The following is a 24,342-nucleotide window of genomic DNA, read 5'->3' as shown; positions in this document are numbered from 1 at the left end:
GAGCTCCTTGAACGGTAAAAGGTCATATTTACGTTATTGGAAAGGCCTGGTAACTGCAACGGAAAGATAACTAATATGTTAAGACCATACTTTGAAAATGGTTTTTTATCATAAAATCGCGTTTTAAATGCCAGTTAGCTTCACGGTCTTATTGAATATGATTGCTATTTGCATTTAAAATCAGGGCCTGGTTTTTTTACTGAAACGATTATGACTTCAATGACCATTGATTTAAGTCTATTCGGTTTTCTTTAGATGTTCACCTTACATCTTCTTCAATTGATGTTCCTTACAACCCCCCAGAGCGTTAAGATAGTTAACCGATTGAGTTTTCAGGGTATGACAGGATGAGTGACACAACTGACTTCTTCAGCATGTTAGCTGATATCACGATGGCTGGTACTGCTGTATGGGCTGCATTCAAAGCTAATGATTGGTTTAAAAATAAAGGATTGGATAATGCTGAATCTTTTTTTAGAGAGGTTCATGACCTGCATAAAAGATACTCACAAATCCTGCGTTACGCTGAAGAGTCGAATCGAGTATTCCAGAATCAGGAAGGTCTTAGGTCACCTAACCCTGAAATCACAAGTAATGAGCAATTCTGGGAAGTGAAAGCAAATCTCTACAAGACCAAAGAAGAGTTTGACCATTTTGTATCCTCATATCTGCTTATGGATGCCATGAATATTAAGTTAAGCCCAGCCTCCGCTGAACTGGTTGAGAAGCAGATGAATGCACACAGTGAATTTTGGAAAAATGCAAGAGAGTTTAACAACGCAATATCTGAGATTGTTAGGCGTGGCGTGTTGTCTGAAGACATGCTGCGTGTAAGGGATGAAGTGACAATTAGATATAATATGGTGTACATAACTCTCGATGCTTCTATGGATATCAATGCTGAGTTGAAGAAGATTAAATTTAAAGACTTCTACACACTTTCAAACCCTAGACCTTTTATGAGGATTTATGACTCTATGAGTAGTGTGTTGGTTAGGTTGAAGGAGCGGTTACGTCAATTTTGAGTTACCTGTTATTTACAGGCATTATCAGGTGAATGCCTATGCAACTTAACGGTAGATTCCTAAGTATCTATGCAGTTCTACACAGATTTCATGCAGTAACCACACAGTCTCTTTCCAGCATAACTTATTGATATCTATTGAGAATCTGTACAACCTCTGTTTAGGGTAAACTGTGTCGTATCAGTCATCCCTCTCTCGACTCCTAGAAAAGTGCTATATACAGGTCTATACAACGCTATCTAGATGTTTGGTCACTACCAATACTCTCTCAAAGTGACTATCAAACCACTTAATGATTTCCTGCGTGAAAGTTAGAAAGCGATGGTTGTAGTTACCTTGTCAAATCTTCGCACTCCATCCTTAAAAAATCGTGAAAGGTAATCTTGTTAGCTATGTAGAATTCACGTAGATGCTTCTTGGTACGCAAAAGAGTCATTATGTTAAAAACACACTGTGTTTATATCAGTACTGATTTATAAGGGTTTTGTGTATTTGCAGATAAGAGGCTATACAGAACCTTGAGAGCATGTCTTGTAAGTCATTGATATATAAGGCAACATAAGTTTGTAGCTGTTACAGGGAAAACTGAAGAGGTCTTCACAGAACCCTAAAATGTTACAGCTATTGATAGGTTAGAACTTCTTGATAGATGATGCGAAGTGTGAATATGAGATTTGCTGGGCCACATACAGCAAGCCATGAAGAATGTCAATGATATTTTATTTCCTTTTGCAAAGGGGGTGCTATATCGTGAATCTGGGGTACTTAACACCCATAGACCCTCATAGATATTTTCGAAAGATTATCGGTGAAGGGAATCTGAAGAGGGCTGCTACGATTTTATAAAAAATTTAGAGGCTGGATATTGTCTGTATAAATTTTAATCAGACCTGTCAGCCGGTTCAGGTTGCACAGGAAGCCTTCAGAGACGTTTTGAGGCTATTTTCAGAGTGCTTAAGGTGATTGCCTAAGTTACCCGATACAGGGGCTTAGAATGCGTCTGGTGAAGCCAGAGAGGTATGTTTTATAGGATTCGATAGAAGACTATCTCATAGAGTTTTTCTATGAAGTCTGAGGCTGAGTATCCATATAGAACTCTTAAGAGGCTTTTAAGAAGAGGGAAGAACCCCAGAAAGATGAGTCTGTTTAACGGGGTCTTTTAAGTATCTTTTAAAAGGGTAAAATATTGTCAAGACCCTTGTCAATACCCTTTAGTTTGATTGCTTAATTTATAGGCAAACAGTAGTTACATTGTGAAATAGTTGTTGCAATATATAATCACGCCTGGTATAGTTTCTATATGGGCTGATAAAAAAGTTCATGTCTTGAAGTGGTAGCACTTGGGGAGGTGTCAGATGGTTGACGTCAACAAGACCTCTCATTCAGGGTAATTACCTCAGCGTCATAATCATCACACTATTTCAGACATGGGCTTCTTTATCAGTCCATTAATCCCCAGATATTTTAATCACACAGGCTAATCGGTTTTATCCGGTTGGCCTTTTCACGTATGAGGTTTTATGAATGAGCAAATATAATCCAAATCAGTTTTATAAATTTGATGTGCGAATCTCTCAGCTTTCAGAAGAAATTAACGCAACAGCAAGATTAATTTATATGGTCATGGTTCATAGCTGTGATTTCTATGAAGAGAAGTACAAAGCATATTCACCAAGTATTGACCATCTCGCTTATATGGCTGGTGTCTCAAAGAGAACAGCAATCAGAGCTATTGAGGCACTTGAGAAGCATGGTTTAATTCAGGTGCAAAAGAATCAAGGGCGTCAAAGTACTTATCGTGTATTCACACTGGATGATAAACCGGAATTACTTGTAAGACCCACATCACAGGAAGTTGCAGCATCAGTAAGACAAAATGACACCACTACCAGTGACAAAATAACACCGCTACCAGTGACAAAATGTCATGGGGGTAGTGACAAAATGTCACCCGTGTTAGATAAGTTATTAGATAAAACATTAGATAATAATATTACAGATAAGAGTAAAGACGCTGAACTTAATGATGGTATTAATGAAGATGATTTTCTTTCTTTGGATGAATTAAATGATTTTCTCTCTATGAATGAATCTGACCTTGATAGTGAAGCTACTAAAGAGACTTCTAAAACATCTGACTTAGAGGAAGACAGAAACTCTGATGTGAATGAAGTTAGTGACCAGAAAGATACACCTTGCCCCCGCTTCGAATCAACTGACGATGATGAGCTACCAGACGTTGACCTTGATGATGAAGAAGGCCCTGAAGAGGAATTGAAACGTGAGCAACATAAAGCAGAAAAGAGAAAGAGATTTGAACTGGCAAAACTAAAGAATAAGATTAATGAACTGGATGATTTTGATGATAGTGACGGAGACGACTTTGCTTTCACACCAAGAAATAAAACCCACACTGAACCAAAGAAAGAAAAAGTTAAAGTCAGACGTGTTTATGCTGGAGGTATGCACTAATGAAAGAATATCACGGTGAAAAACGATACAAAGATTATCTATTAAAGCGTTACAGCATTTCTCGTGAAGGTTATCTTATGAAAGATACTCATGGGGAGGTTTACCGGATTCGACCGAAGAAGGAAGGAAAAGAGTATTTCTTTTATGATGGCGTGACGAGTTTAAAGGTTGGTGCTTTGAAGTTCGCTGTATTACATCATTATGACTTGTGGGTTACGAAACAGCTTAAGCTTAAGGATGGTGACCCTAATAATCTGAGGGTAACTAATATCATTGAAAAACGCTGGTGACAAACCACCAGCAAATTTATCATCACTATGATTTATCCTCATTATCCGCTGAAGCAGAAATTTCAGTATTGAAAAATTTAACGGTTAATTTGAAGCGACTGGTTTTGGAAATAATCAACCGGAGAAGGTTATAAACCAATAGCACCACCAGCACAACAAACCCCAAACCCGCGAATCTGTGAGATTCAGCAATTAATTTTAGTAAGTCCATTCAGACCCCTTATTAAATCAGGGGAATGGTCTGTATCAGCTATATAACCATATTAGCATGTAAATGAATTGTTGACAACATGTTACAAATATGTTAAAGTTAGTTATAAGTCAAAGATTTTTAGAAGGAAAATTTTAATGAGACACACAGTTACACGCCTTTTGCCAGAGGCATATTCTAGACTGGCAGCAATCAAAGACAAATATCCGGCTATGAGTCACACAGCGCTTGTTGGTGAGATTCTGAAGGAACACACAGCCCTTACACCGTTTGACGCTATCAAGGACGTTGCAGAGGGTTCTAAGGCTATCCGCATCACCGTAGAGCAATTGGATGAACTGAGGGCACAAGCTAAGGTGACCGGATGCACAATGATTCAAATCCTAAGTGACAAGGTTTGCAGGCTGGCCGATAAACTGGACGTTTAATGTGTTACAGGTTTCAATATTTCAAACTTGGTAGCCATCTAATCAGACAGAATTTAGCAGATGCTGAATTTGAAGATGTGACCCTCAAAGCAAGCAAGCGATTAAAACCCTCTCAAATCCACCAGCTTAAACACGAATTAAATCCACTGGCGACACTCAACTATAATGACCCTGAACAACTTGAGCAGGGAATTAAGCTTATCTCTGAATGGGGTGCTTGATGAAAACTATCACAGTACAACTTCAGACTAATAAAGCATTTCGTTATTTTGAAAACTTGCTTGAGTTATATGAAGGATGGGGAAGCATCCACAGCAAGGATGATATTTATCTTCAGCTATCAGCCCCTAACTATTCTTTGAAGACTCCGGTTAAACGTAGCTGGTTAAAAGATTATGGTTACCAGATGGGCTTATTAGTCTCAGACTTGAGCTAAAAACAGCAAAACATATCTCTCAGGCTTTACCAGACGCACCAGAAACGTTTTTAAGCCTCTAATAAGGGTAATTAAGGGAATCGCCTTAAGCGGTCTAAAAAAGGGGTTAAAAACGCTTAGAATGCGATACAGGAAGGAATTTAAAAATGAATTTTCCATTACAGATTTTTGTTGATACTGACACCATGACCATGATTCAGGCTTTCACTGATTCCGGCGTAGCAATTGACTTTGACAGATTGCTGGAGTTAATGGCTGATAATGCGGAAAGTATCTCTGACTTTATTCAGTCGATAGAGTGTGACGAGCCACGAATGATGTTACCAATTACAGATAGCAACATGAAGCGCTTAATTATCGAGGAAACAAACCAATACAGTGTTAGTCCTGAAAAATATCTCAAAGCAGCTATAGCACTTTTGCATTCTGATAATGTATTGGTGACAGATTCTATGAGGATTCACTAATGACGCTGATTATTCTCTGGACTCTACTTGGTTTATTTATTGGTTGCTGGATTAACAACACCATTAATAAGAATTGATGTTATCAGAATGTTAAAAAGGTGTTGACAAATAACCTTAAACATAGTAAGATTGTATATATGGGAGAGCAGTTCTATGAGGATAATTCTTATCCGAATCATCTCTCTCTTAATTTTAATCATTCTACATCTGGTGGAAATATTCCGGTAAGTGCAATGCTTGCTTAACCATAGCTTTTCGAGTCCCACGCTTGAGAGGCTATTCTAAGAAGCTTTAACTCCTAATATCCTTACAGGTAAGTGGATTCGGTAGGTGATTCAGGTAATGAATTACCCTCATAGAATCTACCTCATTATCCTTATTCGCCCTAATTAATTTTAGGGCATTTCTTCAAGGGCTTTTGTCAGAGAGTCTTTGAAGAAAGTATTTCACCTGAATTGAAACTTTCTAATACCAGCCCTTCACAGAAATGTTTAGGGCTTTTTCGTCAAGTACACTTGGTGGCTTTTGAATAATCATAGTTATCTTCTGAGTGTGGCTATTGAGTGTACTTCACGAAAACTTAAACACACTTAGAAGGAAATAACCAATGATTAGAGACGAACATGAAAAAGAAATTAATAATAAGCCACTAGCTTTTGAAAGAGTTAAACTGAGTGGTGGTAAAGCACATCCGTTACATAAGCAGCAAGAAGAGTTTGCTGATATGATTGCTAAGGAAGAATGGGGAAAGAAAACAAGAGTCCCAAGTGAAATTATCACTGTTTACCCTGAGCCAACTGAGTTACCTGATATTTGTAAGAGTGAAGCATTACTTGAGCTTGAGAAGAAATATTATCCATTGCTGAAAGCACAAAGAATTGAACTTGATAGGTCTTATCACAAAGTTACTCAAATGCAAGCAGCTATTGAACCTACTGAGTTTGAGATTCAGGACGAATTATCACAGAGACCATTTGTCTATTTTGACTATAATGACAATGATGGCTTTGGTACTTTCCCTGAGCAAATCCCAGATGTGATTAATAGCCTTCCTGCTGATTCTAGGGTGGTGAAGATTGTTAAAGCTTCTCGTGGTAATGGTTCCTTCATTTACATGACTAACAAAACCGATGAAGAACTCTGTGAAGTTGCTAAACAGAATATCCTGGCATCACGTAACAAGGTTATTAATACTGCCAAGCAAGAACTTGCTAATCAGCTTAAAGCTATGAAGACGCTTGTTGGTGAATATGAAGACGCTAAGAAGGTTGCTCTACAGGCTGATATTGAGCAGTTAGTGAAGCTTTCAGGGAAATACGTAAAAGCTATTTAATTAAAAGGGGTGGTGAATGATTGATTTACAGCAACGCTATGAAGTTATTAAGTCGGTTTGTGAGAGTTTAAAGCTTCAGACTAAACCAGAGTTAAGAATTAAGAGTAAACGTCAGGTCATCACCTCACATAAAGCAAAGGTACGTAAGATTCCTTCATGGTGCTTGGATAAGTTACCATGTGACGCACAGATTCTTGGTGAAGATGGGATTCACACTTACGTTTACCATTGATATGAGATTAGTGGGGTAATAAACACAGGAGAGATTATCTAGGTTATCTGGGTAACTCTCCTTTTTTTGTATGTGTGCTACGTGAAATCTGTAAAGCTAATACCCACACTGAAAAATAGAATTCACGTACAACACGCTTAAAGAGGTGAAATATATGTAATGGCACAGTTTAAAGTTGATTCGTTTATCGTTGAGTTAGGCTTCAATGAAAACGTTATTAAGGGGTTGCAAAGGGTTGAAAAACTCGCTATGCAGTCAGCTACAAAGATTGAACGTAATTTAAATAAGGCGTTTAAAGTTAACCCAAAGAGCATGGATAAGGATTTAGCAGCCTCTTTAGGGAATATGGAAAAGAAGATTAACCAGACTTTTGACCGCTTAGAGGCAAGAGCTAAATCTACGAAAGCATTTCGTTTTAAGGCTCAGATTGAAGAAACTGTTAAAGCAGCAAGACAACCACGAATTAGCGGTAACAGAGCAATCACAGCAGCACATAGTGTGAATATGTCTAAGCTTGGTAACGCTGACCCTTTATTAGCTAAGATGTTCAAGTCTCAGTATTACAGTTTAAGTAATCGAGCTAATAAGCTTGGTAATGAGGCTTTTAATCGTGAGCTAGCAAAGTTAAATCAATCTCTTCGTGAAACACTGTCTAAGTTTAATAAAACCACCAGCAAAAATAATCACAGTGAAAATGCTTCGAATGGTCTGGATGTATTAGCTACAAGTGCAATCAAAGCAGGGACAGCCATTTATAGTTTTCAGACAGCCTTAGAAGCCTACAAGAAAGTTATGGAAATTGGTCTGAAAAAAGAAGCATCACAACGAGCAGCACAATTTGTTTTAGGTGATGAAGGTGCTAAACGAGCTACAGACTTCGTTAAAAATCTTGCTGATAGCACAGGTGTAGACCAGATTGAAACATTAAGTAGCTTTGCTAAGTTTTCCGCTGGTGCTGGTGATATGAATACAGACCAGAAAGAATCCTTATTTAGTAATGTGATTGGCACATCCAGACTAATGGGACTGAACACAGAAGAGATTAACGGGATTCTAAAAGCTTTCGAACAGATGGCATCTAAAGGAAAGATTCAGGCTGAAGAACTTCGTGGTCAATTAGGTGACCGTATGGCAGGTGCTTTTCAGTTATTTGCCAGAAGTCTTGGAATGACTACGGAAGAATTAGACAAGGCTATGAAAGACGGTAAAGTTCTTTCTAAAGATGTTCTTCCTAAAGTATCCGCTGAAATGGGTAATATGATTGCTAAGGCAGGTGGATGGGAAAAAATTATTAACTCCACTCAGACACAGTTGGGACGCCTTTCTAATTCATGGAATAACAATCTAGCTCTTATGTTCGACGGTTCACAGGAAGGTCTGACAGACTTTACAAGGTCACTAACTAATTTACTTGGTTCGCTAGGTGGTACATCTAAAAGTCTTGGTGAATCTCTTGGTGACCTGATGAAAAGCATGTCAAACGGTGTTGATGATTTAACAACGATTAGCTATCGGGTTCAGGGATACTTTGACAGGGTGACGTTAATCTACCGAGAATTAAACGATACTCAAAAAGCTTTAGCTGATGGTCTTGCTAATGGTCTGTTAAGTTCCTTAAAGGGGCTTGCTGGTATTGTCGCTGTAAGGTCTGGGATTGGTGCTGTAGGTGGTATTTTAAATCTAACCAGAGCTATTTCAAACCTTGGAACTGTAGCAAATACAGCAGCAGGAAGAATTAATTCACGTTCTGGTACTGGTAGTGTTGAAGGTGGTAAAGGGAAGTTATCTGTAGCTGATGCAATTACAAGAGTGATGGTGGTCGGTATGTCTGCTGATGTTATTAACTCCATTGTTAAACCACTCTATGAACGTCAGATGAATAAATCTGGTGACCCTATGGATAAAGTAAGGTCTAAAGCAGAGCCTACAGACCAAGCTTTAACGGGTGATATGAACTCTTTAGTCGCTGTATTGTGGGCTATGTTTCAGGGTAAATCAAAAGCACCTGAGCAGATTATTTCACCAGAAGCACTAAACAATCTTAAAAGCCGTGTAGAGGTATTTACACAGGATATTAAAACTATCAGACCATCGGTAAATATTCAGCCTCAGACAATCAATATCACTACTCAAACGGTACTTGATGGGAAAGTAATTGATGAAAGAACTACATCACATATCAACCGTATGCAGGAAGATACCCTGATTAACTCAGCTTACCCAGAGGGGGAATAATGTTAGAGCTACTAATCTTTATTGCCATACACGGCAATCTATTAATCTTTATCTAATGAATTAACAGTTTGCTACGTGATTTCTTCTGAACAGATACCAACATCAAAAAATAGATTTCACGTAGCTAACGCTTAATAGACTTCGATAGAATCTATCTCATAACAGAATAGGAATAACAACAATGTTTGACACAAAACAACTTAGATATAGTGGGAAAGATGGAGTTTATTTCCATCTGCAAGGTAACCCAGATAACTTTCTGTCATTATCAGCAACCGAGAACATGGAATATGATTCCCCTATGATGGTGACAACTCAGGCTATGCAGTCTGGACAAACAATTACAGATAACGTTCAAAGAGCACCTAAAACAATCACTATCTCAGGTGTTGTTGTAGTTGATTCAAGCGGTTCTATTTTAAGAACCCGACAAGGGCAACTGGTAGAGAACTTTATTAGCACAGTAGAAACATGGAGAGACCAGAAACAGATTATTACCATTGTCTGTAAGGATGGAATCAAGATTGATGATGCTGTTATTACACAGTTTAAGGCATCTAAAGAACACACTATTACTAATGGTCTTCGTATTCAGATGACCTTCCAAGGTGTGGATTTTAAAGCTGTGCTAGGGACAACAGATGTGAGTGCAGCAACTGGTAAAACAGCAACTACTAAAGATGACGGTGTAACCTCCAAAAAGAGCATTGGTAACACGACAACAGACCGTAGCAAGAATACGCCTATGCTGGCTTGTAAAGAGCTTTATAACTGTTCTTCAAGTGAACTTACCAACGAACAGTTAAAAGCCCGTCTTAATTGCTCTAGGAACGTTACGGTAAAAGATGGTGAAAGCACCTTCTCAGACTCCGCTAATGCTGGAGCTACAAAGGCGCTTAATAGTACTTTGAAGAAGTACAGCGTGAACCCTAACAAGAAGGGGACTTACTAGAAATGAAAAGGGGCTTCATAGCCCCTGAAAGTTACAGTTGATAAGCATCTATTCCTAGTAACTCTTTCTCGGCAATTTCAAGGATTGATGTTCCATCATTTAGTGGTAGCGGGTCTGTAGGTATGATTATTTCAGTGTCGTTCTGTAGCGTTACAGTTACCGAATCCTTACCCAATGTCAGCCCCTTTAGATGCTTGGACAAAATCAACTGACACTCAACACGACCCGCTTTAGTCGTAAGGTCAATATCTTTGAGTTGGGGTAATCCCTTGTCACTGAGTGAAGTTTTACGCTTCAGTGTGTCGATAGTAGTCTGTAGTTCTGTGCGCTTCTGGTTAAGTTCCTTCACCTGTGTTTTCAACTCTGTAATATCATCCATCTCAAGAAGTAGGGCGGTAGCTTTCTTGATTCTGGCTGTGACAATTTCAACCTCATGCTGTAACGCTGCAACCTTCCTCTCTGATTCTCCATCATTCCCCACGTTAATCATCCCCAGAAAATTATCAATCATCCATCGGTCAAACGGTTTACGCTTCAACGGTTGAGCATCACAGCGACCGTCTAGATGGTTATTACACCTATAGACCCCAGCATACTTATTCTTGGTTCCGGTAGGATGGACACTAGCCCCACACTGACACCGGAATAATCCCTTGAAGATGTTAATCGTTAGTGGGTTATCACTTGCAGGTGTACGGCCTTTACGATTCTTATCAAGAATCTCTTGAGCTTTATTGAACGTTGAAGCATCTATAGCGGCTTCGTAGTAGTTCGGTATAGCGGGGCGTTCATTACGCTGTGATGCTGGTAACGTGCCTATCGTTGCCTCTGACCTTAAGATGGTACGTACAGAGTGAACAGAGAACCCATTAGCATCTTTACGGCGACTAAAAGACTTTATACCGTTGCTTTGAAGGTGACGTGCAATGTTATGCAGACTTTCACCGCTTAACAGTAGATTGAAAATCAGTCTTACAGTCTCAGCATGTTCATTGAGTTTAAAAGTCTCAGGGTCAATCCATCCGGGAACATTTCTTGTTAAACGTTGTTCACCAGCAAGGGCAAGTTTTGCACGTTGTTCCCATTTCTGACTAACACGGAAACTCTTCTGCTTACTCTCCTGATGCGCTATGTAGCTTTTAACGCGCTGGATGATACTTATCCCAAGGTCATCGGATAGAGCATCCCTTGTGTAGATTAAACCATCCTGTAGAGTGTGAATCTCGATACCATGAGCAATAATGCGATTCATCAAGGCTTCTGTTTCAAGATGCTCAAGACGGCCTATGCGGTCGATAGCTTCAACTAGTAGAATTGTCCCTTCTGGAAATTCCCCAGACTCAATACGGGAAAGCATATCCCCAAATTGCCCTGATAAGTGTTTACCTTTGTAACCGGATAGACCCTCGTCATTGAAAGATGCTACTACTTGAGCATCGCTATTCTTCCTTAACCACTGTTTGAATAGCTCATTTTGTCGTCTGGTTGAATCAGCACCTTCAGCACCTTGTATGGCTGATGAGAATCTCAAGTATGTTATTACGCTTCTCATGGTGATAAACTCTCATGCAATTGATTATCATTTAAAGATGAACTTATAAACGTTATGGCTAATGCTACAATGCCGAATAGCTACAATACAATGACCCTTGATTTACCTCGTCGCTTTCCCTGGCCTACGTTACTTTCTGTCGGCATTCATGGTGCTGTAGTGGCAGGTTTGCTGTATACCTCGGTACATCAGGTTATTGAACTGCCTGCGCCAGCGCAGCCGATCTCCGTTACGATGGTTGCGCCTGCCGATCTTGAACCGCCTCAGGCCGTTCAGCCGCCGCCGGAACCCGTCGTCGAGCCTGAACCGGAGCCAGAACCGATCCCCGAACCGCCAAAAGAAGCGCCGGTAGTGATTGAGAAACCGAAGCCCAAGCCTAAACCGAAGCCAAAACCGGTGAAAAAGGTGGAAGAGCAGCCGAAGCGTGATGTTAAACCAGCAGAGCCGCGTCCGACGTCCCCGTTTGAAAATACGGCGCCTGCGCGTCCAACAACCAGTACCGCTCCGGCAACCACTAAACCGGCGGTGAGTGCTCCATCGGGTCCGCGAGCCTTAAGTCGTAATCAGCCTCAATATCCGGCACGTGCACAGGCGTTGCGCATTGAAGGCCGTGTGAAGGTCAAATTTGACGTGACCTCGGATGGCCGGGTTGAAAATGTGGAAGTTCTGTCCGCACAGCCTGCAAATATGTTTGAGCGTGAAGTGAAAAATGCGATGCGCAGATGGCGTTATGAAGCCGGTAAGCCAGGTTCCGGGCTGGTGGTGAATATTGTTTTCCGCCTGAACGGCACAACACAGATCGAGTAAGCATCAGGCCGGATTTGGCGTTACGCCGCCAAATCCGGCAGAATGATTGCCGGATGGCGATGCTTGGGCGTGCTATCAGGCCAGGGAGGGAATCGGCCGCGGTTTACCGTCTTTATCAACGGCAACGTAGATAAACAGGGCTTCGGTAGCTTTATAGCGCTGGCCGATAGGTTCTGAAGCGACTTTCTTCACCCAGACTTCAATATTAATGCTGATCGAGGTCGTCCCGCGTTTCACGCAGCGTGCATAGCAACAAACCACATCGCCCACGGCAACCGGGCGCAAAAAGCTCATTCCTTCAACCCGCACCGTGACCACGCGACCATGTGCGATCTCTTTGGCCTGAATAGCGCCACCTATATCCATTTGCGACATCAGCCAGCCGCCAAAAATATCACCGTTCGCGTTGGTATCGGCAGGCATAGCCAGAGTGCGTAAAACCAGTTCGCCCTGGGGAGTGTTATTCGTTGTTGTCATTGTAGAACCGACTATAGAGAAAGATTACAGGCGCGATGCTACTAGAATTTACGCGCTGAGAACAGAGGGGATGCGGCCTGCGGGGCGGAAGTAAGCCAGGTTGATGGCAACAAGGAACTCGAAGGGATAAAAATTCGCCAGATCCGGAGATCTGGCGAGCATTTATTACGATTTATCTTCCTGCGGAAGGTGGCGGTAAATATAGACTCCGCTCAGTAACGTAAATAGTAAAGTCAGGGCGGTCAGGCCGAACACTTTAAAGTTGACCCAAATATTCTGCGGTAGCCAAAACGCGATATAGATATTCGCCAGACCGCACAGGATAAAGAAGACGGCCCAGGCGAAGTTAAGTTTTATCCAAACCGGCTGTGGCAAGCTCAGCTCTTTACCTAACATGCGCTGAATCAGCGGCTTTTTCATTACCCATTGGCTAACCAGCAGCGCACCGGCAAACAGCCCGTAAATCACCGTTACTTTCCACTTAATGAATTCATCATTGTGGAAGAAAATGGTCAGGCCACCGAACACGGCTACCAGAACAAAAGTGATCAATGCCATCTTCTCGACCTTGCGATAGCGGACCCAGCTGTAAATCAAAACCACAGCCGTCGCAACAATCAGCGCCGAGGTCGCCGCGTAGATGTCATAGAGCTTATAAAAAGCAAAAAAGACAACCAGCGGTAAAAAATCAAGAAACTGCTTCATTCTTCGATTCCGTCATCAAAAGCACCGGGTACAAGCCCGGAATGCGTTCAGGGTTTATTGGCGAATTAGCATGTACAGGCGGAACAAATAGATCAGCAATACGGCGGAGATCATATTGCTCAGCGTATTCGCCAATACCGCGCCTACATTTGGCGTAAGTACCGCAAAACTTGGCGCAAAAAGCAACAACAACGTTTTTGCCAGCAGCCAACCGATCACTGCTGGTGCAACCAGGCGCATATTCGACCACGCCAGACGCATACTGTTGCGCATCGCGGCAAAGACACCCATTTTGTCCTGTACTAACATCACCGGCGCAAGTGCCAGCAGGATAGCCAGCAGAATACCGGGTACCACAACCAGCATAATACCGATTTGCACCAGCAGAGTAGTCAGAAAAATCAGAATAAACAGCTTCGGCAAAACCGGCGCGCTGGCACCGATGGCGCGTAACGCGCTGACCCGATGACCGGCTGAAATCAGCTGAATCATCAGGATAATACCCCCGGCGAGGATGGCATTACCAATCAGACCGGAAAACGTCGACGCCGCGGAAGCGCGTAGCAAAATTTGCTGTTGCTCCGGGGTCATGTTTTGCACCAGATCGAACAATCCCACGCTGCTGGTTAACTGATCGCCTTCACTGAGTTGCGCAATTTGTGCGTCGGTGGGAGAAAAGGCATGCCCTAACACCACTGTGATAAACGCGCACAACAACGATACCAGCAAGATGGTAATGAATTGATTACGGAAAAAGTTTCCCGTGTCACGGTAAACGGATTTCGCCGTGATAGACATGCACTCTCCTTGAGTTTTGCAGGTGTTCATTTGTGGGCAATTGTACCCTGGATAACTCTACAGTGGCAGCATCGCGCGGTGTATGGAAAAGCATATCTTTGTAAAGCCCCGGTAATTTTTGACTATGACTTCAGCGTCATGCAAGAACGTTGGTTGTTCTCTGCGCATCACGAACAAATAATCATCGCTATTCTGCAACGGAGGTCAGGTACTTGCGTGGCGAAAATATATCAAAATTGATCTGAGTTAGGTTAACCAGGATTTTGAATGCAAGTTCTAACTTAATCTGGATCAATAAATGTTAAATTATCAAAGTCAATGTGATCCAGGTTAGATCACTTATTACTCCAATGTGGGTATATTCGTTCCGCTTTTATAACCATAACGATGGAGCGGACATGAAAAAATTAACAGTTGCAGCAGTGGCTTTAACAACTCTTCTCTCTGGTAACGTATTTGCGCATGAGGCCGGAGAATTCTTTATTCGTGCAGGTTCTGCCACCGTCAGACCGACGGAAGGCGCGGGTGGTACGCTGGGAAGCCTGGGTGGCTTTGATGTCAGCAATAACACGCAGTTGGGTCTGACATTTACCTACATGGCAACCGACAATATCGGTGTTGAATTACTGGCAGCCACGCCGTTCCGCCATAAAATTGGCACTGCCACAACAGGTGATATTGCGACCGTTCACCATTTACCACCAACCTTAATGGCACAGTGGTATTTCGGCGATTCCAGCAGCAAACTGCGTCCGTACGTTGGTGTCGGTGTGAACTACACCACCTTCTTTGACGAAGGCTTTAACAATAACGGCAAAGAAACCGGTTTATCTGACCTGAGCCTGAAAGACTCCTGGGGCGCAGCAGGGCAAGTGGGTATGGACTATCTGATTAACCGCGACTGGCTGATTAACATGTCGGTCTGGTACATGGATATCGACACCACCGCGAGCTACAAACTGGCTGGCGCGCAGCAGCATGACAGCGTACGCCTCGATCCGTGGGTGTTTATGTTCTCCGCGGGTTATCGCTTCTAAGTCCGTGATTAAAATACTGAAAAGCTGATCGCTCCACGGTCAGCTTTTTTATTACCAGTTTATTTCTTCCTGCCTTTCTCCCCGTCGATGTAATGCTACTCTTTAAGCAAACTGGCTTTGAGGGTATTGACGATGATGTTGACTCGCCACCTGCTACAACAAAAAATCACACTTTTGGAACTATTCACCGGAGATGAAACGGCAGAGTTCGCCGTGAGTGCCGCGCGTGATTTATTGAATTTTATGGATAAAATTGAAGTGCTGGAGAAACGCATTGCGACTCCGGTTAAACTACCTTATTGCAGCGCCAGTCCTGTTTGTGAGATTGAAGCGGGCTATGCCGCAGGCGTGAGCGATTGTCGTGAGGCCATTCGTCGGGCAGGGTATCCGATTGATGGTGATGATTAGTTTGCATTTATGTTAACAAAAATGTGCTTTTATTGTATAAGTCTGTAACTTTAGCGCACACAATGGCGGGCTTCTAAGGCATCAGCTTAGGGACGGTTAACATTCTCAATCAACATACAGCGCAGTTATGCAACGACAGAAACGGGTAACCGGTTTGGCAATATGTTAACTATCAGGGTGAACTCGTGAAGATTGTGCAGGACAAGCTCAGAAACAGGCAAGCACTGCTGGTATCAGGGCTCATTACGTTGATATTTACGTCGTTGTTTCTGTTTATAATTTATGAGCAGCGGATGGCTGCAGTCAGTGACGGTGTTAACCGCATGCAAGCGCGCATGATGGACATTTTTAACGATAACGAGCTGATCGCCGATGCGATTGGTGAGCGCTATCACCATATTAAATCGGGTGAGCAATGTGGCGATATTTCACAATTTGTTCCCCGCAATGAGATTGAATGGGGAATTAACGCCGACCCAAAGCGTCTGCATTCGGTAACGGGGACAATTATTGCCCAGCAAGCCAGCCACAACGCGCTGTGTATGTATACGGCGGCGGAGTTTATTCGCGGTATGGTTAATGAGCTAAATCCGGGCAGCTTCGATGCACATCGTTATATTATCGCCAAAAATTCAGATTATTTTTACTGGTTTATGGCTTCCGATTCGCGCAACTTCAGTTTCTCAAATTCTGAAATGGCGCGGGATCTCACCAACTTTTTCTATCCGCCGGTCGATTTCTATACCCGACTGTTGCAAAAAAACGTCAAAAACAAAGCCCTTAGTTCAACGAACTTCTATACCGATAAAATTACCGGTGAAAAAGCTTACAGCGTGGTGAGCTATATCTACGATCTGTCTGGCAAAGAGATATCAGACCAAATCGTGGCCTATCTGGTTTATGACCATTCAAAGCCCGAATTGCAGGAAGCGTTGGCTCAAGCATTTGACTACCGACTCCCACCAGAGCTGAATGTGGAATTGGTAAATTTGACCAACAATGAAAGTCTTTGTTTACCCGGTAAATGTACAGGTCAATCCCGTTTTTTAGTGCGCAATTTTTCGGAGAAATATGCGCTGCACTATTCGCTTTCATTAGGCCGTTTTATGACGCGCGATACCCATGCCGGGATCGTGATCCTGCTGGCGCCGTTCTTTTTCATCATGATTAGTTTCTCGCTAAAATCATGGCTGAACGAAAGCGACCTGAAGGTTTATATAGACACCCTGACCGGTTGCTTTAATCGCCGAATACTCGACATCATCAAGCGCCGAGATTTATCACACTGTTCGGTGGTGCTACTGGACTGCAATAAGTTCAAGGCCGTCAATGATACCTGGGGTCACGCGGCAGGCGATCGTGCGCTGCAAATTATAGCCAACAGGATGTTATCAAACACCCGCACCAGCCACGATATTGTGATTCGTACCGGCGGGGATGAATTTATGATCCTGCTGTTTCGCTCGCAGGCAACTGATGCCATCGCAATTGCTCAACGTATCAGCGGGCAGGTGACCAGTCATGTGTTTGTAGTGGACGGTCATACCGTGCCATTGTCAGTATCGTGGGGGATTGCAGAGGTGAACGGTGAACTGGATGTGGCTATTCAGAATGCAGATAGCGCCATGTATAAAATGAAGCACACGAAAGAAGCGTAAAACCGCCAGAAGTCTCTGGCGGTTGATTTAGCTTACTGCCGGGTGGCGGCTTTCATCGCGCTGACAAAAGCTTTCAGCTCAGCCAGCATCTGTTCCGGTGCCGCAACATTTTTCTCAATAATTTTCACAATTGCCGAGCCGGAAATAGCGCCAGCAGCGCCAGCGTCAATCGCGCCGGTTACCTGTTCAGGTGCAGAGATACCAAACCCCTGTAAAGAAGGCGGAGCATCATATGCTTTCAACTTTTCGACCAGGTGATGCAGCGGTAATGCCGCTCGATTTTCTGCACCGGTCACGCCCGCACGCGAAAGCAAATAGGTATAGCCGCGGCCATGAGAGGCTATCTGGCGCAGCAGTTCTTCATCAGCGTTCGGTGGGCAGATAAAAATTGGCGCGATGTTGTGGCGGAGCGCCGCAGCTCTGAATGGCGCGGACTCCTCAACGGGAACATCGGCCACTAACACGGAATCCACGCCCACTTTTTCACACTGGGCGTAAAACTCGTCAATGCCCTTGCTAAACACCAGGTTGGCATACATCAGCAAGCCAATGGGAATCGTAGGGTGCTTATGGCGAATCAGCGCCAGCATTTCAAAGCATTGCGACGGCGTGACGCCGGCGGCAAACGCACGCAGGGTGGCTTCCTGAATGGTTGGACCGTCAGCCAGCGGATCGGAGAACGGAATACCGAGCTCAAGGGCATCAGCACCGGCTTCAATCAGCGTATCAATGATTTTCAGTGACTGCTCAACAGACGGATCGCCCAGGGTTACGAAGGGGACAAAAGCACCTTCTTTGCGGTCCTTCAGCTGTGCAAACAGGTTTTCGTAACGTTCCATCAGATTTCCCCTCGCGCTTTCAGAATATCGTGTACGGTGAAAATGTCTTTGTCGCCGCGACCGGAGAGATTAACCACCAGTAACTGCTCTTTTTCCGGGTTTTCACGCATCATTTTCAATGCGTGTGCCAGGGCATGGGAGGACTCCAGCGCCGGAATAATCCCCTCGTGCAGACACAGCGTTTTGAAGGCCTCGAGCGCTTCGTCGTCGGTGATCGAAACATAATCGGCGCGACCAATGCTGTTCAGATACGCATGCTGCGGCCCGACAGACGGGAAATCCAGCCCCGCGGAAATAGAGTAAGACTCTTCAATCTGTCCTTCTTCGGTCTGCATCATCGGGGACTTCATGCCGAAGTAAATCCCGACACGACCATGCTTCAACGGTGCGCCATGTTCCCCTGATTCAATCCCATGGCCGCCAGGCTCGACGCCAATCAGACCGACGCTGGTTTCATTAATAAAGTCCGCGAACATACCGATGGCGTTAGAACCGCCGCCCACGCAGGCGATAACCGCGTCCGGCAGGCGACCTTCTTTTTCAAGGATCTGCGCTTTAGTTTCCTCGCCGATCATGCGCTGAAATTCACGAACAATGGTCGGGAAGGGATGTGGACCCGCCGCCGTACCAAGCATATAGTGCGCGGTATCGTAGCTGCCAGACCAGTCGCGCAGCGCTTCGTTACAGGCATCTTTCAGCGTTGCAGAACCGCTGTGAACCGGGATAACTTCAGCCCCCATCAGACGCATACGGAAAACGTTTGGCGACTGGCGTTCAACGTCTTTTGCACCCATATAAATACGGCATTTCAGCCCCAGCAGTGCGCTGGCGAGAGCCGATGCAACACCGTGCTGGCCCGCGCCGGTTTCGGCGATGATCTCCGTTTTCCCCATACGCTTCGCCAGCAACGCCTGGCCCAACACCTGGTTGGTTTTGTGCGCGCCGCCGTGCAGCAAATCTTCACGTTTGAGATACAGCGTAGTGTTGGTGCCTTGAGTAATGTTCTGGCATTTGGTCAGGGCAGTTGGACGACCAGCATAGTTTTTCAGCAGGTCTGTAAACTGCGCCTGAAATTCAGGATCCTTTTGCGCGCTGACAAAAGCTTCTTCCAGCTGGCGCAGGGCAGGCATCAGAATCTGTGGCACATACATACCGCCAAATTCACCAAAATACGGATTGAGTAATGTTGTCATGTCCTTTTCCTTAATATGCGCGCAGCGTCTGAAAGACCGAAGCCAAAAGACGTGCATCCTTGATGCCCGGCTGTGACTCTACGCCAGAATTGAAATCGAGACCGGCACAGCCGGTTTTTGCCGCGTCAACGCAGTTATCAGCGCCGAGTCCGCCAGCCAGTAAAACGTTATCCAGCGATTGTCCGCCTAAAAGTGACCAGTCGAAGCGTTGACCGCTGCCGCCCTGACCATTGTCGAATACGTATTTATCGACGTGCTGATAATCACGGGCTGGCAATGTTTCGCTGACGCTTAACGCCTTCCAGATTTGCACCTGTTCGGGGAGCGCGTCGCGCAGGGCGTCAACATAGGCCTGGTCTTCGCTACCATGCAATTGCACGGCTGTTAGCCCCAGAGCCGCCGCTGTTTCGCGCACGTCGGTGATCTCTGCGTTGCGAAACACCCCGACATATTGCAGCGGTGCGCCGGTCATGACCTCGCGCGCGTGTTCAACGCTGACCGCGCGTGGCGATGTGGACACAAAAATCAACCCGCCGTATATGGCACCCGCTTCGTATGCCGCGTTTGCATCCTGAGGCCGGGTTAAACCGCAGACTTTATTTTCGCCGAGCAGAACGCGACGCACGGCAGCATGCAGATCATCATGCGACATCAACGCGGAACCAATCAGAAAACCGTTGGCGAAGTGGCTGAGTTCTCGCACTTGACCATAGGTATTGATACCGGACTCGCTGATGACGGTTACGCCATGACCCAGTCGCGGCGCAAGTTGGCGGGTGCGATTCAGATCAATCGACAGGTCGCGTAAATCACGGTTGTTGATACCGACGACTTTGGCGCCCAGTGCGATAGCTCGCTCCAGCTCTTCATCGTTACTGACTTCGGTCAGTACGCCCATTTTCAAACTGTGGGCGACGGCGGCGAGTTGACGATATTGCTCATCATCAAGCACCGACAGCATCAGCAGACAGGCGTCCGCCTGATAGAAGCGCGCCAGGTAAATCTGGTAAGGATCGATAATAAAGTCCTTACACAGAATCGGCTGCGGTGCGATGCGGCTGACGATGGGCAGGAAATCAAAGCTCCCCTGGAAATATTTCTCATCGGTCAGTACGGAAATCGCGGAAGCATATTGTTTATATACGCCCGCAATCTGTGCCGGGTCGAAGTCATCACGGATCACGCCTTTTGACGGAGACGCTTTCTTGCACTCCAGAATAAAGGCGGCACGTGCTCCTTGCAGCGCATCGTAGAAATCACGAGAGCTGGGTTGAACATCATTCTGAAAGCTGGCCAGCGGTTGTTGCTGTTTGCGGGCTTCTACCCAAATCGCCTTGTCTGCGACAATTTTCGCTAAAACGGTTTGCATCATTTACCCTCTTGCTGCCAGTGCAGTGACACGGTCATAGGCCGCACCGCTGCGCAGTACATTAATCACGGTTTGCGCATTGGCTTTTAAATCTTCTTCACCGTGCAGGCGCATTAACATGGCGACATTCGCGGCAACAGCAGCTTCATGAGCGGCTTCACCTTTACCTTGTAACAAGCGACTAAGAATGTCACGGTTTTCTTCCGGCGTGCCGCCAGCCAGCTGTTCCTGGTGGTAAGGCGTCAGGCCAAAGTCTTCCGCCGTCAGTTGATAGCTCTTGATTTCGCCATCATGCAGCTCTGCCACAATGGTCGGTGCATGCAGGGAAACTTCATCCATGCCGCCGCTGTGCACCACGGCTGCCCGCTGATACCCCAACACGCGCAGCGTTTCGGCAATCGGCAGCACCAGTTCCGGACTGTAAACGCCGATCAGCGCCAGCGGCGGATGTGCCGGGTTAATCAACGGGCCGAGGACGTTAAACAGCGTACGGGTTTTCAACTGTTGGCGTACCGGCATGGCATGGCGAAAACCGGTGTGGTATTTCGGCGCAAACAAGAAACACACACCGAGGTCGTCAAGTGCCTGACGGGATTTATCGGCGTTCATATCCAGATTGATGCCAAAAGCCGCTAACAGATCCGAAGAGCCCGACTTGCTGGAGACGCTGCGGTTGCCGTGTTTGGCGACTTTCAGTCCGCAAGCGGCCGCCACAAAGGCGCTGGCGGTGGAAATATTGATACTGTTGCTGCCATCCCCGCCGGTACCGACAATATCGGCAAACTGATAATCAGGTCGCGGGAACGGGGCGGCGTTTTCCAGCAACGCGGTTGCCGCACCGGCAATTTCATTCGGGTGCTCGCCGCGAATTTTCATGCTCACCAGCGCCGCAGCCAGTTGTTCCGGCTTCAGTTCACCGCGTACCACGGCGGAGAACAGCTGGTGGCTTTCCTGCTGAGACAGCGTCTGGGCCTGATACAGTTTCTCCAGAATAGGTTGCAGCGTATTAGTCTGTTCGAGTTTCTGTTGCGCCCAGGCCAGCGTTTGCTCCAGCAGACGTGCGCCCTGGGTGGTCAGAATGGATTCTGGATGGAACTGGAAGCCACATACGCGATCGGTATCGTGACGTACCGCCATCACCATGCCGTTAAAGTGGGCGTTGATGGTCAATCCGGCCGGAACGTTGCTGCCAACCAGCGAGTGATAGCGCGCCACCGGCAACGGATTTGCCAGACCGGCGAACATTGCCTGACCGTCGTGTTCAATGCTGGACGCTTTGCCGTGCAGGATTTCCCCAGCCTGTCCCACGTATCCACCATAGGCCTCGACAATGGCCTGATGCCCCAGACAAATGCCGATGATTGGCAGCTTGCCGCGCAGGCGGGTTAACAGCTCCGGCATGCAGCCCGCTTCGCTTGGCGCACCTGGACCTGGAGAGAGCATCAGCACCGGATTTTTCATGGTCGCTAAGCGGTCTATTAATGTCTGGGCCGGAATATGGTTGCGGTAAATCACCACGTTATGACCGTTAGTACGCAGCTGATCTGCCAGGTTATAGGTAAAAGAGTCGATATTATCGAGCAGCAGAATATCAGCCATTAGAAGGTCTCCTGTGCGTGGTGTGCGGTGGCGATAGCACGCAGAACCGCACGCGCTTTATTACGGGTTTCATCGGCTTCTGACTGCCCAACGGAATCCAGAACAATTCCGGCGCCAGCCTGTACGGTGGCAATACCGTCTTCCACGAGGGCGGAACGAATCACAATACAGGTATCCAGATCGCCATGGGCCGTGAAGTAACCTACTGCACCGCCATAGCTGCCGCGACGACGGCCTTCGGCCTCGGCGATAAGCTGCATGGCGCGAACTTTCGGTGCTCCGCTTAGCGTACCCATGTTCATACAGGCGCGGTAAGCATGCAGCACATCCAGATCGCTACGCAGCTCGCCGACTACGCGGGAAACCAGGTGCATAACGAAGGAATAACGATCCACTTTGGTGAGGTCAGCAACGTAGCGGCTGCCAGGCGTGCAGATGCGCGCCAGGTCGTTACGCGCCAGGTCTACCAGCATCAGGTGTTCGGAAAGCTCTTTATGATCGGTACGCATCTCCAGCTCAATACGGCTGTCGAGATCGCGGTCCAGCGAACCGTCCGCACGACGACCGCGTGGGCGGGTCCCGGCAATCGGATAGATTTCAATCTGCCGGCTGGTGGCATCGTATTTCAGCGAGCTTTCCGGAGAGGCGCCGAACAGTGTGAAATCGTTGTCCTGCATAAAAAACATGTACGGGCTGGGGTTACTTTTCTTCAGCACATAGTAGGCCGCCAGCGGTGACGGGCAGGGCAGCGAGAAACGACGGGATGGAACCACCTGGAAAATTTCGCCAGCGCGAATGGCTTTTTGCATACCACGAACCACGGCGGCAAACTCTTCATCGCTCTGATTGCATTCGCAGCGCATGTGTGGAACTTCAGTGACGGGCAGCGGCGGCGCAGGTTCGGTAAGCTGCTGGCTCAGTTGCGCCAGACGGGCATTAAGACGCTGTTTTTCTGCATCGCTGGGGGTAAATATGCTGGCCTGAATGCGGGTGCTTTTCTTCTGATGGTCGATGACCATGAGCGTTTCTGCCAGATAGAAGCAGTAGTCAGGGCAACGGTTGCCCGCTTCAAGCTGAGGTAAATCTTCAAAACCGGCAACCAGGTCGTAGGAAAACAGACCGCCGAAGAACATCGCTTCACGTTCTTGCGCAGGAACATTAACCAGCTCCTGCAATAAACGGAAGGCATCAAATACGGAAAGGGAACATAAGCGGGCGTCTTCATCCAGCAGCGGGCTAACGGCAGGGAATCGCAGATGGCGACCATTCGGCTGTTGTTTGTTCTCAACACCCGCTGGCAGGGCAGCATCCAGCAGCGGCAGCAGCGATGCGCCGTTAGCGGATAATGCCTGAATGGTGACAGTGTCACCGATGGCGGTAATGCGTAATGCACTGTCGACCAGCAGCAGGCTCTTCAGATCGTCTTTGCTGTCGATATCGGCAGATTCCAGCAGCAGCGTTGCCGGACGTGCGCCACACACCTGATGAAACAGCGCCGTCGGATTTTCACGGTAGGCGGCATCGCAGGCAAGCAGTTCGAGTGTCGGTTTTTGTGTTTGCATCGTTATTCTCATTAATTTTGTTCAAAAAAAAGCCCGCTCATTTGGCGGGCCGGGTATCTGGTTGCATATTGCAGACGTAAGACACTGCCCGAAATCAGGAAGTGCGCCACCAACCGTGCAGAACAAATGTTGCTTTCATCTCAGATACCTTCTTCATGTGAACTTGCGTACTAGTTAACTAGTTCGATGGAATAAAGTCAACACCTGATTTCAGTATATTTGTCTAAACCGCTATGATGGGCGGGTTAAGACATTTA

Annotated in this window: 26 protein-coding genes, 1 pseudogene and 1 other annotated feature; of the genes and pseudogenes, 15 read left to right on the top strand and 12 right to left on the bottom strand. The window is 45.9% G+C overall.

Annotated elements, in window-relative coordinates; translation table 11 throughout:
* The first annotated feature begins 347 nt into the window (after positions 1-347).
* The 3 genes from OGV75_RS17490 to OGV75_RS17480 all read left to right on the top strand — a co-directional run bounded on the left by OGV75_RS17490 (position 348) and on the right by OGV75_RS17480 (position 3,787).
* On the top strand, positions 348-1,025 hold the full coding sequence (locus OGV75_RS17490; protein ID WP_250791584.1) for a hypothetical protein: 678 nt from the start codon (positions 348-350) through the stop codon (positions 1,023-1,025).
* 1,524 nt (positions 1,026-2,549) lie between these two features.
* A complete protein-coding gene (locus OGV75_RS17485; protein ID WP_286480962.1) occupies positions 2,550-3,497 on the top strand; it encodes a helix-turn-helix domain-containing protein in 948 nt (315 codons plus the stop codon).
* Positions 3,497-3,787: a hypothetical protein gene (locus tag OGV75_RS17480; RefSeq protein ID WP_250791593.1), complete on the top strand. Its 291-nt coding sequence runs from the start codon at positions 3,497-3,499 to the stop codon at positions 3,785-3,787. Before OGV75_RS17485 ends, OGV75_RS17480 begins: the two co-directional genes overlap by 1 nt.
* 25 nt (positions 3,788-3,812) lie before the next feature.
* On the opposite strand, the gene OGV75_RS17475 is transcribed toward OGV75_RS17480, so the two are convergent.
* The gene (locus OGV75_RS17475; RefSeq protein WP_250791602.1) at positions 3,813-3,998 is read right to left on the bottom strand and encodes a hypothetical protein; all 186 of its coding nucleotides are present in this window, start codon (positions 3,996-3,998) and stop codon (positions 3,813-3,815) included.
* 137 nt (positions 3,999-4,135) lie between these two features.
* Between OGV75_RS17475 and OGV75_RS17470 the strand changes: the two genes are divergently transcribed.
* From OGV75_RS17470 to OGV75_RS17435, 8 genes are all read left to right on the top strand, one after another.
* A complete protein-coding gene (locus tag OGV75_RS17470; RefSeq protein WP_250791609.1) occupies positions 4,136-4,426 on the top strand; it encodes a hypothetical protein in 291 nt (96 codons plus the stop codon).
* Positions 4,426-4,647, top strand: coding sequence for a hypothetical protein (locus OGV75_RS17465; protein ID WP_250791616.1), 222 nt, complete (start codon positions 4,426-4,428; stop codon positions 4,645-4,647). Before OGV75_RS17470 ends, OGV75_RS17465 begins: the two co-directional genes overlap by 1 nt.
* Positions 4,647-4,862, top strand: coding sequence for a hypothetical protein (locus tag OGV75_RS17460; RefSeq protein ID WP_250791621.1), 216 nt, complete (start codon positions 4,647-4,649; stop codon positions 4,860-4,862). Before OGV75_RS17465 ends, OGV75_RS17460 begins: the two co-directional genes overlap by 1 nt.
* Before the next feature lie 146 nt (positions 4,863-5,008).
* A complete protein-coding gene (locus OGV75_RS17455; RefSeq protein ID WP_250791623.1) occupies positions 5,009-5,329 on the top strand; it encodes a hypothetical protein in 321 nt (106 codons plus the stop codon).
* 607 nt (positions 5,330-5,936) lie between these two features.
* A complete protein-coding gene (locus tag OGV75_RS17450) occupies positions 5,937-6,662 on the top strand; it encodes a transposase (RefSeq protein WP_250791625.1) in 726 nt (241 codons plus the stop codon).
* Between the two features lie 16 nt (positions 6,663-6,678).
* Positions 6,679-6,894 carry a hypothetical protein gene (locus tag OGV75_RS17445; protein ID WP_250791626.1) on the top strand — a complete coding sequence of 72 codons (216 nt, stop codon included), beginning with the start codon at positions 6,679-6,681 and terminating at the stop codon, positions 6,892-6,894.
* A gap of 159 nt (positions 6,895-7,053) precedes the next feature.
* Complete coding sequence (locus OGV75_RS17440) at positions 7,054-9,129, top strand: tape measure protein (protein ID WP_250791628.1); 2,076 nt, start codon at positions 7,054-7,056, stop codon at positions 9,127-9,129.
* Positions 9,130-9,310: 181 nt separating this feature from the next.
* The gene (locus OGV75_RS17435) at positions 9,311-10,081 is read left to right on the top strand and encodes a phage baseplate protein (protein WP_250791630.1); all 771 of its coding nucleotides are present in this window, start codon (positions 9,311-9,313) and stop codon (positions 10,079-10,081) included.
* Positions 10,082-10,112: 31 nt separating this feature from the next.
* Here OGV75_RS17435 and OGV75_RS17430 read toward each other — a convergent pair whose 3' ends face one another.
* A complete protein-coding gene (locus OGV75_RS17430; protein WP_250791632.1) occupies positions 10,113-11,633 on the bottom strand; it encodes a recombinase family protein in 1,521 nt (506 codons plus the stop codon).
* A 90-nt stretch (positions 11,634-11,723) separates the two neighbouring features.
* On the opposite strand from OGV75_RS17430, the gene tonB reads away from it, so the two are divergent.
* On the top strand, positions 11,724-12,440 hold the full coding sequence (gene tonB, locus OGV75_RS17425) for a TonB system transport protein TonB (RefSeq protein WP_016156660.1): 717 nt from the start codon (positions 11,724-11,726) through the stop codon (positions 12,438-12,440).
* A 75-nt stretch (positions 12,441-12,515) separates the two neighbouring features.
* Here tonB and yciA read toward each other — a convergent pair whose 3' ends face one another.
* From yciA to OGV75_RS17405, 4 genes and pseudogenes are all read right to left on the bottom strand, one after another.
* The gene (gene yciA, locus OGV75_RS17420) at positions 12,516-12,917 is read right to left on the bottom strand and encodes an acyl-CoA thioester hydrolase YciA (RefSeq protein ID WP_016153266.1); all 402 of its coding nucleotides are present in this window, start codon (positions 12,915-12,917) and stop codon (positions 12,516-12,518) included.
* Between the two features lie 165 nt (positions 12,918-13,082).
* Positions 13,083-13,622, bottom strand: a complete 540-nt coding sequence (locus OGV75_RS17415; protein WP_019076883.1) for a septation protein A — start codon at positions 13,620-13,622, stop codon at positions 13,083-13,085.
* 54 nt (positions 13,623-13,676) lie between these two features.
* On the bottom strand, positions 13,677-14,420 hold the full coding sequence (locus tag OGV75_RS17410; protein WP_016153264.1) for a YciC family protein: 744 nt from the start codon (positions 14,418-14,420) through the stop codon (positions 13,677-13,679).
* Between the two features lie 28 nt (positions 14,421-14,448).
* Positions 14,449-14,535 (bottom strand): annotated as a pseudogene (locus OGV75_RS17405) (YkgJ family cysteine cluster protein); the annotation flags it as partial.
* A gap of 283 nt (positions 14,536-14,818) precedes the next feature.
* Between OGV75_RS17405 and ompW the strand changes: the two are divergent.
* The 3 genes from ompW (at position 14,819) to OGV75_RS17390 (ending at position 17,523) form a co-directional block, all read left to right on the top strand.
* Positions 14,819-15,457, top strand: coding sequence for an outer membrane protein OmpW (gene ompW, locus OGV75_RS17400; RefSeq protein ID WP_016153263.1), 639 nt, complete (start codon positions 14,819-14,821; stop codon positions 15,455-15,457).
* Positions 15,458-15,589: 132 nt separating this feature from the next.
* Positions 15,590-15,865, top strand: a complete 276-nt coding sequence (locus OGV75_RS17395; protein WP_200013655.1) for a hypothetical protein — start codon at positions 15,590-15,592, stop codon at positions 15,863-15,865.
* 185 nt (positions 15,866-16,050) lie between these two features.
* Positions 16,051-17,523: a GGDEF domain-containing protein gene (locus OGV75_RS17390; RefSeq protein ID WP_286480959.1), complete on the top strand. Its 1,473-nt coding sequence runs from the start codon at positions 16,051-16,053 to the stop codon at positions 17,521-17,523.
* A gap of 32 nt (positions 17,524-17,555) precedes the next feature.
* Here the strand turns inward: OGV75_RS17390 and trpA are convergent, their stop codons facing one another.
* The 6 genes from trpA to trpL all read right to left on the bottom strand — a co-directional run bounded on the left by trpA (position 17,556) and on the right by trpL (position 24,224).
* Positions 17,556-18,362 carry a tryptophan synthase subunit alpha gene (trpA, locus tag OGV75_RS17385; protein WP_049269468.1) on the bottom strand — a complete coding sequence of 269 codons (807 nt, stop codon included), beginning with the start codon at positions 18,360-18,362 and terminating at the stop codon, positions 17,556-17,558.
* Entirely contained in the window at positions 18,362-19,555 is a 1,194-nt protein-coding gene (gene trpB / locus OGV75_RS17380; RefSeq protein ID WP_003020645.1) for a tryptophan synthase subunit beta, read from the bottom strand. The genes trpA and trpB overlap by 1 nt, the downstream gene beginning before the upstream one ends.
* Before the next feature lie 10 nt (positions 19,556-19,565).
* Positions 19,566-20,924: a bifunctional indole-3-glycerol-phosphate synthase TrpC/phosphoribosylanthranilate isomerase TrpF gene (trpCF, locus tag OGV75_RS17375; RefSeq protein WP_142417601.1), complete on the bottom strand. Its 1,359-nt coding sequence runs from the start codon at positions 20,922-20,924 to the stop codon at positions 19,566-19,568.
* Between the two features lie 3 nt (positions 20,925-20,927).
* Positions 20,928-22,523: a bifunctional anthranilate synthase glutamate amidotransferase component TrpG/anthranilate phosphoribosyltransferase TrpD gene (gene trpD / locus OGV75_RS17370; RefSeq protein WP_286480958.1), complete on the bottom strand. Its 1,596-nt coding sequence runs from the start codon at positions 22,521-22,523 to the stop codon at positions 20,928-20,930.
* Positions 22,523-24,085 (bottom strand): anthranilate synthase component 1, encoded by a 1,563-nt coding sequence (locus OGV75_RS17365; RefSeq protein ID WP_016156654.1) that lies wholly within the window; start codon positions 24,083-24,085, stop codon positions 22,523-22,525. The genes trpD and OGV75_RS17365 overlap by 1 nt, the downstream gene beginning before the upstream one ends.
* 23 nt (positions 24,086-24,108) lie before the next feature.
* Positions 24,109-24,203 (bottom strand) — a sequence feature (Trp leader region).
* Positions 24,180-24,224 carry a trp operon leader peptide gene (trpL, locus tag OGV75_RS17360; RefSeq protein ID WP_012905981.1) on the bottom strand — a complete coding sequence of 15 codons (45 nt, stop codon included), beginning with the start codon at positions 24,222-24,224 and terminating at the stop codon, positions 24,180-24,182. It overlaps the preceding feature by 24 nt.
* Between the last annotated feature and the right edge of the window lie 118 nt (positions 24,225-24,342).

This window comes from Citrobacter sp. Cb028, from assembly GCF_030336705.1.
GTDB classification, from domain to species: Bacteria; Pseudomonadota; Gammaproteobacteria; order Enterobacterales; family Enterobacteriaceae; genus Citrobacter; species Citrobacter braakii.
The sequence above is the reverse complement of the archived record's forward strand: the minus strand, read 5'-3'. Positions and strand labels throughout refer to the sequence as shown.